Source organism: Streptomyces cylindrosporus (assembly GCF_022698165.1).
In the GTDB taxonomy this organism is placed as follows: domain Bacteria; phylum Actinomycetota; class Actinomycetes; order Streptomycetales; family Streptomycetaceae; genus Streptomyces; species Streptomyces cylindrosporus.
Map to the genome: position 1 here is coordinate 684,532 of NZ_JALDAY010000002.1, position 16,589 is coordinate 701,120.

Annotated in this window: 16 protein-coding genes; 8 read left to right on the top strand and 8 right to left on the bottom strand. The window is 71.5% G+C overall.

Annotated elements, in window-relative coordinates; translation table 11 throughout:
• Positions 1-100: 100 nt before the first annotated feature.
• Positions 101-1,282 carry an ROK family transcriptional regulator gene (locus MQP27_RS08200; protein ID WP_242762984.1) on the bottom strand — a complete coding sequence of 394 codons (1,182 nt, stop codon included), beginning with the start codon at positions 1,280-1,282 and terminating at the stop codon, positions 101-103.
• Between the two features lie 213 nt (positions 1,283-1,495).
• Between MQP27_RS08200 and MQP27_RS08205 the strand changes: the two genes are divergently transcribed.
• On the top strand, positions 1,496-2,695 hold the full coding sequence (locus MQP27_RS08205) for a low temperature requirement protein A (RefSeq protein ID WP_242762987.1): 1,200 nt from the start codon (positions 1,496-1,498) through the stop codon (positions 2,693-2,695).
• Here MQP27_RS08205 and MQP27_RS08210 read toward each other — a convergent pair.
• The 4 genes from MQP27_RS08210 to MQP27_RS08220 form a co-directional block, all read right to left on the bottom strand.
• Positions 2,674-3,351, bottom strand: coding sequence for a GntR family transcriptional regulator (locus tag MQP27_RS08210; protein WP_242762990.1), 678 nt, complete (start codon positions 3,349-3,351; stop codon positions 2,674-2,676). The two genes, MQP27_RS08205 and MQP27_RS08210, sit on opposite strands and share 22 nt — an antisense overlap.
• Before the next feature lie 140 nt (positions 3,352-3,491).
• Positions 3,492-4,430, bottom strand: coding sequence for a beta-ketoacyl-ACP synthase III (locus tag MQP27_RS08215; RefSeq protein WP_242762992.1), 939 nt, complete (start codon positions 4,428-4,430; stop codon positions 3,492-3,494).
• Between the two features lie 152 nt (positions 4,431-4,582).
• Positions 4,583-4,717, bottom strand: coding sequence for an MFS transporter small subunit (locus MQP27_RS50860; RefSeq protein ID WP_278195756.1), 135 nt, complete (start codon positions 4,715-4,717; stop codon positions 4,583-4,585).
• The gene (locus tag MQP27_RS08220) at positions 4,710-6,020 is read right to left on the bottom strand and encodes an OFA family MFS transporter (protein ID WP_242762995.1); all 1,311 of its coding nucleotides are present in this window, start codon (positions 6,018-6,020) and stop codon (positions 4,710-4,712) included. The genes MQP27_RS50860 and MQP27_RS08220 overlap by 8 nt, the downstream gene beginning before the upstream one ends.
• Positions 6,021-6,281: 261 nt before the next feature.
• Here MQP27_RS08220 and MQP27_RS08225 point away from each other — a divergent pair, with 261 nt between their 5' ends.
• From MQP27_RS08225 to fdhD, 5 genes are read left to right on the top strand one after another with little or no spacing between them, the layout of a single operon-like run.
• A complete protein-coding gene (locus MQP27_RS08225) occupies positions 6,282-7,253 on the top strand; it encodes a 2-dehydropantoate 2-reductase (RefSeq protein ID WP_242762998.1) in 972 nt (323 codons plus the stop codon).
• Entirely contained in the window at positions 7,250-9,169 is a 1,920-nt protein-coding gene (locus MQP27_RS08230) for a molybdopterin oxidoreductase family protein (RefSeq protein ID WP_242763001.1), read from the top strand. Before MQP27_RS08225 ends, MQP27_RS08230 begins: the two co-directional genes overlap by 4 nt.
• A 4-nt stretch (positions 9,170-9,173) precedes the next feature.
• Positions 9,174-10,991: an NADH-ubiquinone oxidoreductase-F iron-sulfur binding region domain-containing protein gene (locus MQP27_RS08235; RefSeq protein ID WP_242763004.1), complete on the top strand. Its 1,818-nt coding sequence runs from the start codon at positions 9,174-9,176 to the stop codon at positions 10,989-10,991.
• On the top strand, positions 10,988-11,848 hold the full coding sequence (locus MQP27_RS08240; RefSeq protein ID WP_242763006.1) for a 2Fe-2S iron-sulfur cluster-binding protein: 861 nt from the start codon (positions 10,988-10,990) through the stop codon (positions 11,846-11,848). The genes MQP27_RS08235 and MQP27_RS08240 overlap by 4 nt, the downstream gene beginning before the upstream one ends.
• 7 nt (positions 11,849-11,855) lie before the next feature.
• Positions 11,856-12,704: a formate dehydrogenase accessory sulfurtransferase FdhD gene (fdhD, locus tag MQP27_RS08245; RefSeq protein ID WP_242763008.1), complete on the top strand. Its 849-nt coding sequence runs from the start codon at positions 11,856-11,858 to the stop codon at positions 12,702-12,704.
• Positions 12,705-12,774: 70 nt separating this feature from the next.
• Here fdhD and MQP27_RS08250 read toward each other — a convergent pair whose 3' ends face one another.
• Complete coding sequence (locus tag MQP27_RS08250) at positions 12,775-13,584, bottom strand: LysR family transcriptional regulator (protein WP_242763017.1); 810 nt, start codon at positions 13,582-13,584, stop codon at positions 12,775-12,777.
• 128 nt (positions 13,585-13,712) lie between these two features.
• Here MQP27_RS08250 and MQP27_RS08255 point away from each other — a divergent pair, with 128 nt between their 5' ends.
• Positions 13,713-14,432: an SDR family oxidoreductase gene (locus MQP27_RS08255; RefSeq protein WP_242763019.1), complete on the top strand. Its 720-nt coding sequence runs from the start codon at positions 13,713-13,715 to the stop codon at positions 14,430-14,432.
• Between the two features lie 3 nt (positions 14,433-14,435).
• Here the strand turns inward: MQP27_RS08255 and MQP27_RS08260 are convergent, their stop codons facing one another.
• Together MQP27_RS08260 and MQP27_RS08265 are read right to left on the bottom strand one after the other, a co-directional pair.
• Positions 14,436-14,960, bottom strand: coding sequence for an isochorismatase family protein (locus MQP27_RS08260; protein WP_242763021.1), 525 nt, complete (start codon positions 14,958-14,960; stop codon positions 14,436-14,438).
• Between the two features lie 32 nt (positions 14,961-14,992).
• Positions 14,993-15,436, bottom strand: coding sequence for a MarR family winged helix-turn-helix transcriptional regulator (locus MQP27_RS08265; protein ID WP_242763023.1), 444 nt, complete (start codon positions 15,434-15,436; stop codon positions 14,993-14,995).
• A gap of 82 nt (positions 15,437-15,518) precedes the next feature.
• On the opposite strand from MQP27_RS08265, the gene MQP27_RS08270 reads away from it, so the two are divergent.
• Positions 15,519-16,436, top strand: a complete 918-nt coding sequence (locus MQP27_RS08270) for a quinone oxidoreductase family protein (protein ID WP_242763025.1) — start codon at positions 15,519-15,521, stop codon at positions 16,434-16,436.
• Positions 16,437-16,589: the final 153 nt, after the last annotated feature.

The following is a 16,589-nucleotide window of genomic DNA, read 5'->3' on the forward strand; positions in this document are numbered from 1 at the left end:
TCCCCTTGGCGGGCGTGCGGGCCGGTTTCAGGGCAGGGCGAGGCGTTTCAGGGCAGGGCGAGGCCGGGCGCGGTGCTGGTGAACCGTGTCGGAGACGGGCTTACGCGGGCGAGAAGAGATGGTCGCTGATGAGGCGGGCGGCGCCGATGACTCCGGCGTTCTGCCCCAACTCCCCCAGCACGATGGGCAGGTTGCCCGTCGCGAGGGGCAGTGACTGGCGGTAGACCTGGGTGCGGATGGCGGCGAGGAGGGTGTGGCCGAGGCCGGTCACCCCGCCGCCGATCACCACCAGGCCGGGGTTGAAGAAGGAGACGAGGCCGGCGATGACCTGGCCGGTGCGGGTGCCGCCCTCGCGGATCAGGTCGAGGGCGGTGGCGTCGCCCGCGGCGGCAGCGGCGGCGACGTCGACGGCGGTCAGGGTGCCGTTCGCGTCCAGCCGGGCCGCGAGTTCCTCGGACCGCCCCTGCTCGACCGCCTCCACGGCGTCCCGGGCGAGGGCCGCCCCGCTGAAGTGGGCTTCCAGGCAGCCCCGGTTGCCGCAGGCGCACGGACGCCCGTCGGGTACGGCCTGGATGTGCCCGATGTCGCCCGCGCTGCCGGTCACCCCGCGGTGCACGTCTCCGCCGACGACGATCCCGCAGCCGATGCCGGTGCCGATCTTGACGCAGAGGAAGTCGCCCACGGAGCGTGCGACGCCCGCGTGCATCTCCCCCATCGCCATGAGGTTCACGTCGTTGTCGACCATGACGGGGCAGCCGAGTTCCTGGCTGAGCGCCTCCCGTACGGGGAAGCCGTCCCAGCCGGGCATGATCGGGGGTGCCACCGGCACGCCCTCGGGGAAGCGGACGGGTCCGGGGACGCCGATGCCGGCGCCGTCGAAACCCTCCGCGAGCCCCGAGGCCCTCAACTTCGCGGCCATGGACAGCACTTGTTCGAAGACCGCGACCGGTCCCTCGCGTACGTCCATGGGCTGGTTGAGGTGTCCGAGGACCTCCAGCTCGGCGTTGGTGACGGCGACGTCCACCGAGGTCGCGCCGATGTCGACGCCGAGGAAGCGCAGACCGGGGGCGAGCCGAACGTTGTGGGAGCGGCGGCCGCCACGGGATGCGGCGAGTCCGTCGGCCACGACCAGGCCCGTCTCCAGCAGCCGGTCCACCTCCACGGCCAGCTTGGACCGCGAGAGGTCGATCTGATCGCCCAGCTGGGCGCGGGAGTTGGGGCCGCCGTCGCGCAACAGCTTGAGCAGCCTGGCCTGGTGGGCGTTCGCGGGTCGTGCTGTCATGCGTCTCACGAGCCCCTCCCCGCCTCAATCGGCCACCAGTGTTCGGGCTTTCGAGGGGAACGTAGCAGCGGGCGCCGAACCTGGGAAGAAGCTCTGCACGAATTGCCCTCGACTTTTTCCACTGACAGGACAAAGACCGGTGCCCCGGATATCCGTGCGCCCTGCTCCGCGCCGCCGCATACGATCTGGTCAGCGTCGGTTCAGGGGGGACACATGGACATGGCAGTGCGGGAAAGGGACCGGGAAGAGGGTCAGGAAGAGGGCCGGAGGGTCACCACCCTGGAGCTCTTCTTCGACCTGGTCTTCGTCTTCACCCTCACCCAGCTCACCGTGCTGCTCGCCGGGGACCTGACCTTCGCCACCGCGGGCCGCGTCGCGCTGATCTTCGTGGTGCTGTTCTGGATGTACGGCGCCTACGCGTACCTCACCAACCAGGTCCCGCCGGACCGCCCTTCGCGCCGCCTGCTGCTGATGCTGGGCATGGGCGCGTTCCTGGTCTGCGCGCTGGCGATCCCGCGCGTCTTCGACGACACCGGGGTGGTCTTCGGCCTCGGCTTCCTGGGCGTCGTGATCGTGCACACGGCCCTCTACACGCGCAGCCACGGCCTGGACTCGATCTGGTACGGCGTCCCGAACGGCTTGGCCGCGCTCTCGGTGACGGCGGCCGGCTTCTTCGACGGGCTCGCCGCGGACGGGTTCTGGCTCCTCGCCCTGGTCCTGCAGTTCGTCACGCCGTTCATCGCCGAGCACGGGCCCCGCCGCGCGGACGGGCGGTCCAGCGCCGCCATGCGGATCCAGCTGGGCAGCCTGGACCCGGCGCACTTCGTGGAGCGGCACGGGCTGCTGCTGATCGTCGCGTTCGGCGAGTCGGTCATCGCGATCGGCACCGGGATCGGTGATCTGCCGCTGACGCCGGGCCTGTTCGGCGGCGCGTTCCTGTCACTCGCACTCGCGATCGCCCTGTGGTGGACGTACTTCGTGCGCGACGAGGAGGTCGCCGAGGCCGCGTTCCGGGCGACTGAGGCGCCGAGCCGCTGGCGTCTGGCGATGAACGCGTACTACTACGCCTTCCTGCCGATGCTGCTCGGCATCGCCTACCTGGCCACCGGCGTGAAGAAGACCCTCGGCCATCTCACCGAACACCTGCACACGGGCCCCGCGTTGGCGCTGGCCGGCGGTGTGGCGCTGTTCCTCGTCGGGGACGTGGCGTTCCGCGCGGTCCTGCGCCTGTATCCCGTGCGCTTCCGGGCGGCCGCCGCTCCGGTGGCCCTGGCGACGGCGCTGCTCGGCGTGCGCGTCTCGGCGATGGCCGAACTGCTCGCCCTGGTGGGCGTGTTGACGGTGATGCTGGCGGTGGAGAGCCGCTGGTGCGGCAGCACGACCACGAGGGCTCAGGACTTCGCCCTGTCGTGATAGGAGCGCCGGGTGTGCTCGGTGTGCTCCCGCATCAGCTGGGTGGCGCGCTGTTCGTCCCGGTCGGAGATCGCGGCGATCAGCGCGCGGTGTTCGATCCAGGACTGGTGGCCGCGCTGGCGGGCGATCGGCGTGTAGTACCAGCGCACCCGGCGGTCGACCTGGGCGGCCAGTTCCGCGAGGACCGCGTTGCCCGCGAGCTCCATGATCTTCGTGTGGAAGCGGGCGTTCATGGCGACCGCCCCGTCCACGTCGTCCGCGGCGACGGCCTTCTCGCCCTCCGCGCAGAGCTCTTCGAGGACGGTGATGCCGGCGCGGCCCGCGTTGGCGGCGGCGAGCCGGGCGGCCTCGGCCTCCAGGAGCGTACGGACCGTGAGAAGCTGGTCGGCCTCCTCCTCCGTCGGCTCGTGCACGAACGCGCCCTGGGCGGGCCGCAGATCGACCCAGCCCTCGGTGTTCAGCCGCTGCAGCGCCTCCCGCACGGGCTGGCGCGACACGCCGAGGTGGCCGGCGAGTTCGCTCTCGACCAGGTGTTGGCCGGGCTGGAGGGCGCGGGTGGTGATGAGTTCGAGCAGCGCCTCGTAGACGCGGTCGCGCAGCGGGCCGGGCCGTTCGAGCTTGGGCACCGCACCCTGCGGCAGTCCTGTCGACAACATCGGTCGGTCCCCCTCCTGGGGCAGCGCGGGGCAACTGCAGCCGGAAAGCCAGTATGGATTGTCTTTCGTCTACAGTCTACGGCGCACAGCGGCCAGTGAAACGGGGAGTCGGCTGCGTCACATCCCTCGGTCCCCGCAGGTCACGGGCAGCGGACGACCTGGCCTGCGTAGGAGAGGTTGCCGCCGAAGCCGAAGAACAGGACCGGGTCGCCGGTGGAGACCGCGCCCTGTTCGACGAGTTTCGAGAAGGCGAGCGGGATGCTGGCCGCGGAGGTGTTGCCGGACTCGGTGACGTCCCGGGCGACGACGGCGTTCACGGCGCCGATCTTCTCGGCGAGGGGCTCGATGATCCGCAGGTTGGCCTGGTGGAGGACGACTCCGGCGAGGTCGGCGGGGGTGAGCCCGGCCCGCTCGACGGCCTTGCGGGCGATGCCCGGCAGCTGGGTGGTGGCCCAGCGGTAGACGCTCTGGCCCTCCTGCGCGAACCGCGGGGGCGTGCCCTCGATGCGCACGGCGTGCCCCATCTCGGGCACCGAGCCCCACAGCACCGGTCCGATGCCGGACTCGTCGGCGGCCTCGACCACGGCGGCCCCCGCCCCGTCGCCGACGAGGACACAGGTCGTACGGTCGCTCCAGTCGGTGACCTCGGACATCTTGTCGGCGCCGATGACCAGGGCCCGGACCGAGCCGCCGGCCCGTACCGCGTGGTCGGCCGTGGCGAGGGCGTGGGTGAACCCGGCGCACACGACGTTGACGTCCATCGCGGCGGGCGAGGGGATGCCGAGGCGGGAGGCGACCCGGGCGGCCATGTTGGGCGAGCGGTCGATCGCGGTGGAGGTGGCGACCAGGACCAGGTCGATGTCGCCGGGCGCGAGACCGGCCGCCGCGAGCGCCTTGGCGGCGGCGTGCGCGGCGAGCTCGTCGACCGGCTCGTCGGGGCCGGCGATGTGGCGCGTGCGGATCCCCACCCGGGACGTGATCCACTCGTCGCTCGTGTCCACCATCCCCGCCAGGTCCTCGTTGGTGAGCACCTTGGCGGGCTGGTAGTGACCGACGGCGGCGATACGCGAGCCGTTCATTGGGTGGTCCCCCTCGTAAGTACCTCGGGTAGCGGGATCCACCAGTCTGATCAGTGACTCACCAGTACGGCGGCAGGTGATGCCACAGGATTCGGGCGTCCGGGTTGTCGGCTTCTGTCAGCTCCTCGGACGCCCGAACACCTGCCGAACACTCACCCGCTGAAGAGCTTCGTCGCCTTCTGCACGAGCTCGTACAGGCCGTAGACGAGTGGTGCCCCCACCCACAGCCAGGCGAAGGCGATGAGCGGGCGCCGGTCGGGCGCGCTCTGGCTGCTGTCGTCAGGCATCGACGGCCTCCTCCTTCGGCTCGGGGACATGGTGACGGGCGTCGACCGGCCGGACGAACTCGTTGGCGACGAAGCCGACGACGAGCAGGCCGATCATGATGATGAAGGAGAGCGTGTAGAGGGACGGGCCGGACTTGCCGGCGTCCTTCTGGTGGTCGGCGATCCAGTTCACGATCAGCGGTCCGAGGACGCCGGCCGTGGACCAGGCGGTGAGCAGCCGCCCGTGGATCGCGCCGACCTGGTAGGCGCCGAAGAGGTCCTTGAGGTAGGCGGGGACGGTCGCGAAGCCGCCGCCGTAGAAGGAGAGGATCACCAGCGCGCACAGGATGAACAGCGGCTTGGAGGAGTCGCCGAACAGGGCGATCAGCGCGTACATCAGGGCGCCGACACCGAGGTAGACGCGGTAGATGTTCTTGCGGCCGATCAGGTCGGAGGTGGACGACCAGCCGATGCGGCCCGCCATGTTGGCGGCAGAGAGCAGCGCCACGAACCCGGCCGCGGCCGAGGCGGACACCGCCGCCGAGGAGTCGGCGAAGAAGTCCGTGATCATCGGCGCGGCCTTCTCCAGGATGCCGATGCCCGCGGTCACGTTCATGCACAGCACGAGCCACAGGCACCAGAACTGGGGCGTGCGCACAGCGCTGTTGGCGGAGACCTGCACGCCCTCGAAGGCGCTCGGCGCGTTCTCGACGGGCTTCTCCGTACGCGGCACGCGCACCAGCAGCACGCCGAGGGTCATGAAGACGGCGTACGACAGTCCGAGCACGAGGAAGGTCTGGGCGATCCCGGAGTGGTCGGTGCCGAAGGACTCCAGCATCTGCGCCGACCAGGGCGAGGCGATCAGCGCGCCGCCGCCGAAGCCCATGATGGCGATGCCGGTGGCCATGCCGGGCCGGTCCGGGAACCACTTGATCAGGGTGGAGACGGGCGAGATGTAGCCGATGCCGAGGCCGATGCCGCCGACCACGCCGTAGCCGAGCACGATCAGCCAGAACTGCTTGGTCTCGGCGCCCAGCGCGGACAGCAGCAGGCCGGACGAGAAGCAGACCAGGGCCACGGTCATCGCCCAGCGCGGCCCGTTGCGCTCGACGAGGGTGCCGCCGAACGCGGCGGACAGGCCGAGCATCACGATGGCGAACTGGAAGGGCAGCGCGCTCTCGGTGCCGTCGAGGTTCAGCGCGGACTCGAGCGGCGGCTTGAAGACACTCCAGGCGTAGGCCTGGCCGATGGAGAGATGCACGGACAGCGCGGCCGGGGGAACGAGCCAACGGCTCCAGCCGGGCGGTGCTACAGGGGGGCTCATGATCCCGAACCCTAGGAATCCGTAAAGGAGTTGGGAAGAACCGGGGAGGCAAAGCGTCGACCGTATGCGGTGAGCGGTATGCATCGCGCGACGAACGGTCGCTCCGGGTCGATGAACGGTCAACCATCGCCGTCCGTGCGCGGAGTCTTGTCGCCTCCACTCCCATACTGTAGACAATATTCAGTCGACAGAGTCGGGCCGGCCGGCTCGATGGTCGGCCATCTCCGCGGTATCCCTCGAACCGAACGGAGCTCCCTCGTCATGAAAGTCGCAGTTCTCGGCGCCGGTGCGATCGGCGCCTACGTCGGTGCCGCGCTCCATCGCGCCGGCGCCGATGTGCATCTCGTCGCCCGTGGACCGCATCTCGCGGCCATGAGGCAGCACGGAGTACGGGTGCTGAGCCCGCGCGGCGACTTCACCGCGCGCGCCCACGCCACCGACGACCCGGCCGAGATCGGCCCGGTCGACTATGTCTTCCTCGGTCTGAAGGCCAACTCGTACGCGGCGTGCGGGCCGCTGATCGAGCCCCTGCTGCACGACACCACGGCGGTGGTCGCCGCCCAGAACGGCATCCCGTGGTGGTACTTCCACCGGCACGGCGGCCCCCACGACGGCCACCGCGTCGAGAGCGTGGACCCGGACGGCGCGGTCAGTGCGGTGCTCGCGCCCGAACGGGCCGTCGGCTGTGTCGTCTACGCGGCAACCGAGCTTGCGGGCCCGGGAGTTGTACGACACCTCGAAGGCACCCGGTTCTCGATCGGCGAGCCCGACCGCAGCGTCTCGAAGCGCTGTCTGAGCTTCAGCGAGGCCATGGTCGCCGGTGGCCTGAAGTGCCCCGTCGAGCCGGATCTGCGCAACGACATCTGGCTCAAGCTGCTCGGCAACATCTCGTTCAACCCGATCAGCGCGCTGGCCCGCGCCACCATGCGGCAGATGTGCCTGCACGGCGGCACCCGCAAGGTCATCGAGACCATGATGGCCGAGACGCTCGCGGTCGCCGAGGCCCTGGGCTGCGAGGTCGGCGTCTCCATCGAACGCCGACTGGCCGGCGCCGAGAAGGTCGGCGACCACCGCACCTCCACGCTCCAGGACCTGGAGCGCGGCAAGCCGCTCGAACTCGACGTACTCCTCGCGGCCGTCGTCGAGTTGGCGGAGATCACCGGCGTGGAGGTGCCCACCCTGCGCACCGTGCACGCCATCTCGGACCTGCTCGCGCTGAGGAGCGCCGCATGAGGAAACGCGAACCGAAGACCTACACCCGCCTCACCCACCCGCTGGTCCGCGACTCCCGCGACGAGCCCTTCCGGCAGGCGAGTTGGGAGGAGGCCCTGGACCGGGCGGCCCGCGGCCTGGAGCGCAACCGGGGCGCCTTCGGCATGTTCTCCTGCGCCCGCGCCACGAACGAGATGAACTACGTGGCGCAGAAGTTCGCGCGGGTCGTCATGGGCACCAACAACGTCGACTCCTGCAACCGGACCTGCCACGCCCCGAGCGTCGCCGGGCTCTCCGCCGCCTTCGGCTCCGGCGGCGGGACCTCCTCGTACGAGGAGATCGAGCACACCGACGTCATCGTGATGTGGGGCTCCAACGCCCGCTTCGCGCACCCGATCTTCTTCCAGCACGTACTGAAGGGCATCCGGAACGGCGCGCGGATGTACGCCGTCGACCCACGGCGGACGAGCACCGCCGAGTGGGCGGAGAGCTGGCTAGGCCTGAACGTCGGCACGGACATCCCGATGGCGCACGCGATCGGGCGCGAGATCATCCACGCGGGCCTGGCCAACGAGGCGTTCATCGAGCGGGCGACGAGCGGCTTCGAGGAGTACCGGAAGCTCGTCGAGCCCTGGACGCTGTCCCTCGCGGAGAAGGTGACGGGCGTACCAGCCCGCGCCATAAGGGAGTTGGCGCACGCCTACGCCCGCGCCGAGCGCGCCCAGCTGTGCTGGACCCTCGGCATCACCGAGCACCACAACGGCACCGACAACGTCCGCGCGCTCATCAACCTCTCCCTGCTGACCGGACACGTCGGCCGGTACGGCTCCGGACTCCAGCCCCTGCGCGGCCAGAACAACGTGCAGGGCGGCGGTGACATGGGCGCCATCCCCAACCGCCTCCCGGGCTTCCAGGACATCCTCGACCCGGACACCCGGCTGAAGTTCGAGTCGGCCTGGGACACCGTGATCCAGCCGCACTACGGCCTGAACCTCACCGAGATGTTCGAGGCGATGGAGGAGGGCACGCTCAAGGCCGTCTACTGCATCGGCGAGAACCCGGCACAGTCGGAGGCCGACAGCGAGCAGGCGGTACGGCGGATGCGCGAGCTGGACTTCCTGGTCGTGCAGGACATCTTCCTCACGAAGACGGCCGAGCTGGCGGACGTGATCCTGCCCGCGACCGCCGGCTGGGCGGAGACGGAGGGCACGACCACCAACAGCGAGCGGCGAGTTCAGCGCGTCCGGCGCGCGGTCACCCCGCCCGGCGAGGCACGCGAGGACATCGACATCATCTGCGAGCTCGCCGCGCGCCTGGGCCACGACTGGAAGTACGCCGACTCGGAGGCGGTCTGGAACGAGCTGCGCTCGGTCTCGCCGGACCACTACGGGATGACGTACCGGCGCCTGGAGGAGCATCAGGGCATCCAGTGGCCGTGCCCGAGCACCGAGGAGCTCGAACCGACGTATCTGCACGGCCGGTTGTGGGAGAAGGACCCGGCGAGGCGGGGCAGGCCTGCTCCCTTCGGGATCGTGCAGCACGATCCGCCGGTCGACCTCACCGACGACCGGTACCCGATCCGGCTGACCACCGGTCGGCGGCTCGACTCCTACAACACCGGTGTGCAGAGCGGCGGTTACGCCTCCCCGCTGCGGCGCGGCGAGTACGTCGAGCTGTGTCCGGAGGACGCAGAGCGGTACGGGGTGGTGGTCGGCGAGGAGGTGCTGGTGTCCTCGCGGCGGGGCTCGGTGGTGGCGCCGGTGTGGATCGACACCGCGCTGCGGCCCGGGCTCGCCTTCATGACCATGCACTTTCCCGACGAGGTGGACACCAACCAGCTGACGATCGAGGCGAATTGCCCGATCGCGGGGACGGCGGAGTTCAAGGCGTCGGCGATCCGGATCGAGAAGCTCCCGGTTGCGACCATCGTGAGGTGATGTGGTGGACCTGCACTTCGGCGACAGCAAGCCGACGGACGACGAACGGGCGGCCGTGGACGCCCTGTTGGGCCCTCCCGAGTCCTCCTGGGAGGGCGCGGACCGGTCCGACGCCGACCTGCGGTGGGCCCGCGGCGGGCGCGAGGCCCGGGACCGCCGCGACCTGCTGCTGCCGGGGCTGCACGCGATCAACGACCGGATCGGCTGGATCAGCGAGGGCGCCCTCGACTACCTGTGCCGACGGCTCACGGTGCCGCCGGCGGAGGCGTACGGCGTCGCCACCTTCTACGCGATGTTCTCGGTGAAGCCGCGCCCGGCGACCGTGCTGCACGTCTGCACGGACCTGGCGTGCACGGCCGCGGGCGCGCCCGAACTGTGCGCCGGGATCGAGGCGCGGCTCGGTCCCGGTGTCTCGGTGGAGCGCAGCCCGTGCCTGGGCCTGTGCGAGAGGGCGCCCGCCGCGCTCGCGATCAGGGCGGGCGATCCGGTGCGTACGGCGGTGTCGGCGCCGGCGACGGTCCACGAGGCCGTGCTGGCGGCGAGCTCGCCGGACTCGGCGCCGCAGGAACCGCCGGCGGCGATGGCGGTGCCCCAGGCCGGGCAGGACGGGCTGGTCCTGCTTCGGCGGGTCGGCGCGGTGGACCCGGAAAGCCTCGACGACTACCGCTCCCACGGCGGCTACACCGCCCTGCGCCGGGCCTTCGAGCTCGGCCCCGCCGGAGTGATCCGCGAGGTCACGGACTCCGGCCTGGTCGGGCGTGGCGGCGCCGCCTTCCCCACCGGCCGCAAGTGGCAGGCCACGGCGTCCCAGCCCGACCACCCCCACTACCTGGTGTGCAACGCCGACGAGTCCGAGCCGGGCACCTTCAAGGACCGCGTGATCCTGGAGGGCGACCCGTACGCGCTGGTCGAGGCGATGACGATCGCCGCGTACGCGACCGGCGCGCACAAGGGGTACGTGTATCTGCGCGGCGAGTATCCGCGGGCGCTGCGGAGGCTGGAGCACGCGATCGCGCAGGCACGCGCGCGTGGCTTCCTCGGCGAGGACGTCCTCGGTCAGGGCTACGCCTTCGACATGGAGATCCGGCGCGGTGCGGGCGCGTACATCTGCGGTGAGGAGACGGCCCTCTTCAACTCCATCGAGGGCTATCGCGGCGAGCCGCGCTCCAAGCCGCCGTTCCCGGTGGAGAAGGGCCTGTTCGGCAGGCCGACGGTCGAGAACAACGTCGAGACGCTGGTCAACGTACTGCCGATCCTGACCATGGGTGCCCCGGCGTACGCGGCGATCGGGACCGGGAAGTCGACCGGGCCGAAGCTGTTCTGCGTGTCGGGCAGCGTGGAGCGGCCCGGGATCTACGAGCTGCCGTTCGGGGCGACGCTGGGCGAGGTCCTCGCGCTCGCGGGGGTCCGGGACAAGCTCCGCGCGGTGCTGCTCGGGGGCGCGGCCGGCGGCTTCGTACGGCCGGACGAGACGGACATCCCGCTGACCTTCGAAGGCACCCGGGAGGCGGGCACCACGCTCGGTTCGGGGGTGGTCATGGCCTTCGACGACACCGTCCCGCTGCCCCGGCTGCTGCTGCGGATCGCCGAGTTCTTCCGGGACGAGTCGTGCGGGCAGTGCGTGCCGTGCCGGGTCGGGACCGTGCGACAGGAGGAGGCGCTGCACCGGATCGTGGAGCGGTCGGGCGCGGCGGCCGCCGGTGACATCGCGCTGCTCAGGGAGGTCGGCCGCGCGATGCGGGACGCCTCGATCTGCGGTCTGGGGCAGACCGCGTGGAACGCCGTGGAATCCGCCATCGACCGTCTGGGGGCGTACGCATGACCGTGACACCGCTGGGGATCCCGCGCCGGCTGCTCGAGTTCACCATCGACGGCCAGGAAGCCAGGGTCCCGGAGGGCTCGACGATCCTCGACGCGTGCCGGGCGGCCGGGAAGGAGGTGCCGACCCTCTGCGAGGGCGACACGCTCCGGCCGAAGAACGCCTGCCGGGTGTGCGTGGTCGAGGTGGAGGGGTCCCGGACCCTCGTGCCGGCCTGCTCGCGGAAGGCCGAGCCCGGCATGGTCGTGCACACCGGCACCGAGCGCGCCCGGCACAGCCGCAAGATCGTACTGGAACTGCTCGCCTCCTCGGTCGACTTGTCGACGACTCCACAAGTCGCCGAATGGATCAAGGAGTACGAGGCGAAGCCGGACCGCTTCGGCCCGGACGCGGCCCGCCTGAACGAGGAACCCAAGGTCGACAACGATCTGTATGTGCGCGACTACGACAAGTGCATCCTCTGCTACAAATGCGTGGACGCGTGCGGCGACCAGTGGCAGAACACCTTCGCGATCTCCGTCTCGGGGCGCGGTTTCGACGCCCGGATCGCCGTCGAGCACGACGCCCCGCTGACCGACTCGGCCTGCGTGTACTGCGGGAACTGCATCGAGGTGTGCCCCACGGGCGCGCTGTCGTTCAAGTCGGAGTTCGACATGCGCGCGGCGGGTACGTGGAACGAGTCCGAGCAGACCGAGACGACGACCGTGTGCGCGTACTGCGGAGTGGGCTGCAACCTCACCCTGCACGTGCAGGACAATGAGATCGTGAAGGTCACCTCCCCGCACGACAACCCGGTGACCCACGGCAATCTCTGCATCAAGGGCCGTTTCGGCTACCAGCACGTACAGAACCGGGACTGAGGCACACATGGGACGAGTCACGGAACGACGCAAGGTGATCCGGATCCGCGACGGGGCGGTCTCGTCCCGCCCGGACACCCTCGTCGCCGAGGAACCGCTGGAGATCCGGCTCAACGGCAAGCCCCTCGCGATCACCATGCGCACCCCGGGCGACGACTTCGCGCTGGCCGCGGGCTTCCTGGTCAGCGAGGGCGTGCTGGCCGAGCAGTCGGACCTGCAGAACATCGTGTACTGCGCGGGCGCCACCGTCGACGGTTCGAACACGTACAACGTCGTCGACGTGAAGACCGCGCCGGGTGTCAGGATCCCCGACATCACCCTGGAGCGGAACGTCTACACCACCTCGTCCTGCGGCCTGTGCGGCAAAGCGAGCCTCGACGCGGTGCGTACGACGGCCCGCTGGCCGATAGCCGACACTCCCCCGGTCCGGGTCGAGCCCGAACTGCTCGCGAGCCTCCCCGACCGGCTGCGCGCGGCCCAGCGGGTGTTCGACCGGACCGGGGGTCTGCACGCGGCGGCCCTGTTCACCGAGGACGGCGAGCTCCTCGACATCCGGGAGGACGTGGGCCGCCACAACGCCGTCGACAAGCTGGTGGGCCGCGCCCTGCAGAGCGGCGGCCTGCCGCTGTCCCGCACGATCCTCCTCGTCTCGGGCCGGGCCTCCTTCGAGCTGGCACAGAAGGCGGTCATGGCGGGCATCCCGGTCCTGGCGGCGGTCTCGGCCCCCTCCTCCCTGGCGGTGGACCTGGCCGCGGAGACGGGCCTGACGCTGGTGGGCTTCCTGCGGGGCAGCTCCATGAACGTGTACGCGGGCGAGGACCGCGTCGCCCTGCGGACCGCGGCCGCCCAGGGCTGACCGGCTCCCCGCGGCACGGCGGCGGGACCCCGACCGGCGGGGAGCGCCCCCTGCGCCGCGGGGTCCCGCCTCAGCCGCCCGCAGCCGCCACGAACGCCTCGACCAGTCGCGAGTGCCGGCCCGCGTCCCAGGCGAGCAGTACCGCACCGGGCTCGGCGTCCACGACGGGCACGTAGGTGATGTCCGGGCGGGAGTACTGCTCGGCGACCGACACCGGTACCAGCGTGATGCCGGTGCCGGCGGCCACGCGCTCGAACTTCTCCTCGACCGTGCGGATCGGCACGTCGTCCGGCCGGGGATCGACGTAGCGCAGCCAGGTCTCACCGTCCAGGTCCGCACGGCGCAGCTCCTGCTTGCCCGCGAGCCGGTGCTCGGCGGGGAGCATGGCCACCATGTCCTCGGTGTACTGGGGCAGCAGCCGCAGACCCTGCTCGCGGATCGGGCGCCGTACGTACGCCAGGTCGACGGTGCCGTCGAGGATCAGCTGCTCCTGGTCGTCCCACTCGACCCGGCGTGCCCGCACGTCGACGTCGGGATGCGCGGCGCCGAAGGCGCGCAGGGCGTGCGTGACGACGACCCCGGCCCGGAAGCCGACGACGAAGCGGCGCCGACCACGGGCGGCGGCCCGCACCCGGCGCCGGGCGGCGTCCGCCGAGGCGAGCAACTGACGGGAGTCGTCGAGGAGTTGCCCGCCCGCGGTCGTCAACGTCACGCCGTGGCTGTCGCGTACGAACAGCTCCGCGCCCAAGTCCTTCTCCAGCGCCCGGATCTGACGGCTCAGCACCGGCTGCGCGATGTGCAGCCGCTCGGCCGCCCGCCCGAAGTGCAGTTGCTCGGCGACCGCGACGAAGTAGCGCACTTTCCGCAGGTCCAGGTCCATGGCCGCCCCTTCCGTCGGCGATGCCTTCAGGGTATCGCCGACGCCCGAAGAGGTCTTGGACGGCAGCGCGGGGGCGGCCGCAGGCTGGACGGCGTCGAACAGTGCAAAGTGGAGGAAGGGAGCACGGCATGAGCCTGCGAGGACAGCGGATCGTCGTCATCGGCGGTACGGCGGGGCTCGGACTGGCGGTGGCGGAGGCGGCGGCCGGTGAGGGCGCCGAGGTGGTGGTCGCCTCGCGCCGGCAGGAGAGCGTGGCCGCGGCGCTGAAGCGGCTGCCGGACGGCGCCGAGGGGCACGTCCTGGACGCGACCGACGAGGAGGCGGTACGGGCCTTCTTCGAGCGGGTCGGCGCCTTCGACCACCTCGTGTACACCGCCGGCGACTCCATCCTGCTGGGCGGCCTCGCCGAGTCGGACCTCGTCCGCGCCCGGGGCTTCCTGGACACGCGGCTGTGGGGCGCGTACACGGCCGTCAAGCACGGCGCCCCGGCGATCCGGCCGGGCGGCTCGGTCGTGCTGACCACCGGCACCGCGGGCCGCCGCCCGATGCCGGGCACGACCGTCGCGGCGAGCCTGTGCGGGGCGATGGAGTCGCTCACCCGTGCGCTCGCCCTGGAGCTGGCGCCCGTCCGCGTGAACGTCGTGTCGCCCGGCGTGGTCCGCACCGACCTGTGGCGGGACCTGCCCGAGGCCGAGCGCGAGGGCCTGTACGCCTCGACCGCCGGCTCGCTTCCCGTGGGCAGGGTGGGCGAGCCGGCGGACGTCGCCGAGGCGTACCTCTATCTGATGCGCGGCGGCTACAGCACGGGCTCGGTCGTGGTGGTGGACGGCGGGGGCACGCTGGTGTGAGGTTCAGGCCACGAACCTCACCTCGGCCGCCGTCACCACGGTCCCCAGCCGCGGGAAGTCCAGCCGTACCGACGCGTCGTGCTCGGCGGCCGTGAACGCGGCCATGGCGTCCTCGACGAAGACCAGGTCGTAGCCGAGGTCGCCGGCGGCGCGGGCGGTGGACTCGACGCCGAGGTTGGTGGCGATGCCGCCGAACACGAGGGTGCGCACGCCCCGTTCGCGCAGCCGCTCGTCCAGGTCCGTGCCCTGGAAGGCGCCGATCGTCCGCTTCACGACCTCCAGGTCGCCGTCCCGGGCCAGGCCGGCCACCAGTCCGCTGCCGGGCGGCTGTTCCGGGACGCCGGGCCGCTCCACCCGGACGAGCGCGACGGGCGCGCCGGCCGCCCGGAAGGCGGTCGCCAACTCCTCGGCGGTGGACAGTACTTCGGTGCCTTTGCGGGGTTCCAGGGGCAGCGCGACGATCCGGTCCATCAGATCGACGAGGACGAGGGCGCTGCGCGCGGGATCGAGGGCGAGGGGTGCGGTCATGACGGAACGTTATCCGTCGTCAGCCCTCCGTATCAGCCTTCCGTGCCGGAAATCCGGATCAACAGGCCCATGAACCGGTCGCGTTCGGCCGCCGAGAGCGGGGCGAGCAGCTCGTCGTTGGCCGCGCGGGCCGCCTTCTCGCAGCGCCTCAGCAGCCGCGCGCCCTCCTCGGTGAGGGACACGGCGTTCTTGCGGCGGTCCCTGGGGTCCGGCTCGCGCACGACGAGGCCCGCGGGCTGCAGGTCGTTGAGGACGCCGACGAGGTCCTTCGGGTCGAGCCGCACGCTCCGGCCGAGGTCGGCCTGGGCGACGGGCGCGAGGTCGCGTACGGCGGACAGGACCACGTGGTGCCACATCTTCAGCCCCTCCGCGGCCAGCGCCTCGGCGACCAGGGCGCGGCCACGGGCGGCGGCGCGGCCGAGCAGCCAGCTGGGGAGCGAGCGGATGGCGGCGAGGGGGGCTCCGGCTTCGGACATGGGGACACCCTACCGAGAATTCATTGGACTTCCCAACGACTTCACCATACCGTTGGGACTCCCAACGATTTCTGGAGGTGCGATGCGCCGCGTCCGCTACGAGTCCACCGGTGGCCCGCTGTTCCTGGAGGAGGCCCCGGTTCCGGAGCCCGGCCCCGGCGAGCTGCTCGTCCGCTGCGAGGCCGTCGGCGTCACGCTCCCCGTCGTCCGCAAGGTCACCGAGGCGGCCGAGCCGATCCCGCTGGGCGGGGAGGTCGCGGGGGAGGTGGTCGCGGTCGGCGAGGGCGTCCGCCGCTTCCGCACGGGCGAGCGGGTGACCGGGCTGTGCTTCGGGCACGGTTACGCCGACTTCGCGCTCCTGCACGAGGCGATGGCCTCCCCGGTCCCGGACGCCGCCTCGGCCGTCGACGCGGTCGCCCTCGTGCGCAGTGGACTGGTCGCCCTCGGCGCTCTGGAGGCCGCGCGCCCAGAGCCGGGCGAGGCTGCGCTGGTCACGGCCGCGGCGAGCGGGGTCGGCCACCTGGCGGTGCAGTTGGCGCGACTGCGGGGCGCGAGCCGGGTCGTGGGGGCCGTGTCCGACCCGGGCAAGGCCGACTTCGTGCGCTCGCTCGGCGCCGACGAGGTGATCGCCTACCCCGACGAGAGCTGGGGCGAGCCCGTCGACTACGCCCTCGACGCGGTGGGCGGCGAGCTGCTCACCCCGGCGATCGGCGCGCTCGCGCCCGGCGGGCGGCTGGTGGCGTACAGCTCCGGCGGCGGGACGATACGGGCGTACGACCTGCTCGTGGGCGGCAGGTCGGTGATCGGCTTCCAGATGGCGCGGATCGCGCGGGGCAGGCCCGAGTTGTACGAGCGGTGGCGGCGGGAGCTGTGGCGGCTGTTCGGGGAGGGTGCGCTGAGGCCGGCCGTGCACGGGGAGTTCGCGCTGGCGGACGCGGCGCGGGCGCATGCGGTGATCGAGTCGCGGAGCAATCGGGGCAAGGTGGTGCTCCGGCCCTGAAAACTGCATTTATGCGTCAGTCCTGACGCACCGTCACCACCCGTCCGGCGTAGTGGTTCACCCTGGCACACCCCGTTGGCAAGTGGCTCGTTACTTGTGGTGAGTTCCACGGGCCGCGTGCCGTGCGGCCCGTCGTCCAAGTAGGAGGCAGTC

Coding starts and splice junctions, on each gene's coding strand:
- MQP27_RS08200 (WP_242762984.1), bottom strand. CDS start 1,282: ATGACAGCACGACCCGCGAACGCCCACCAGGCCAGGCTGCTCAAGCTG.
- MQP27_RS08205 (WP_242762987.1), top strand. CDS start 1,496: ATGGACATGGCAGTGCGGGAAAGGGACCGGGAAGAGGGTCAGGAAGAG.
- MQP27_RS08210 (WP_242762990.1), bottom strand. CDS start 3,351: ATGTTGTCGACAGGACTGCCGCAGGGTGCGGTGCCCAAGCTCGAACGG.
- MQP27_RS08215 (WP_242762992.1), bottom strand. CDS start 4,430: ATGAACGGCTCGCGTATCGCCGCCGTCGGTCACTACCAGCCCGCCAAG.
- MQP27_RS50860 (WP_278195756.1), bottom strand. CDS start 4,717: ATGCCTGACGACAGCAGCCAGAGCGCGCCCGACCGGCGCCCGCTCATC.
- MQP27_RS08220 (WP_242762995.1), bottom strand. CDS start 6,020: ATGAGCCCCCCTGTAGCACCGCCCGGCTGGAGCCGTTGGCTCGTTCCC.
- MQP27_RS08225 (WP_242762998.1), top strand. CDS start 6,282: ATGAAAGTCGCAGTTCTCGGCGCCGGTGCGATCGGCGCCTACGTCGGT.
- MQP27_RS08230 (WP_242763001.1), top strand. CDS start 7,250: ATGAGGAAACGCGAACCGAAGACCTACACCCGCCTCACCCACCCGCTG.
- MQP27_RS08240 (WP_242763006.1), top strand. CDS start 10,988: ATGACCGTGACACCGCTGGGGATCCCGCGCCGGCTGCTCGAGTTCACC.
- fdhD (WP_242763008.1), top strand. CDS start 11,856: ATGGGACGAGTCACGGAACGACGCAAGGTGATCCGGATCCGCGACGGG.
- MQP27_RS08250 (WP_242763017.1), bottom strand. CDS start 13,584: ATGGACCTGGACCTGCGGAAAGTGCGCTACTTCGTCGCGGTCGCCGAG.
- MQP27_RS08255 (WP_242763019.1), top strand. CDS start 13,713: ATGAGCCTGCGAGGACAGCGGATCGTCGTCATCGGCGGTACGGCGGGG.
- MQP27_RS08260 (WP_242763021.1), bottom strand. CDS start 14,960: ATGACCGCACCCCTCGCCCTCGATCCCGCGCGCAGCGCCCTCGTCCTC.
- MQP27_RS08265 (WP_242763023.1), bottom strand. CDS start 15,436: ATGTCCGAAGCCGGAGCCCCCCTCGCCGCCATCCGCTCGCTCCCCAGC.
- MQP27_RS08270 (WP_242763025.1), top strand. CDS start 15,519: ATGCGCCGCGTCCGCTACGAGTCCACCGGTGGCCCGCTGTTCCTGGAG.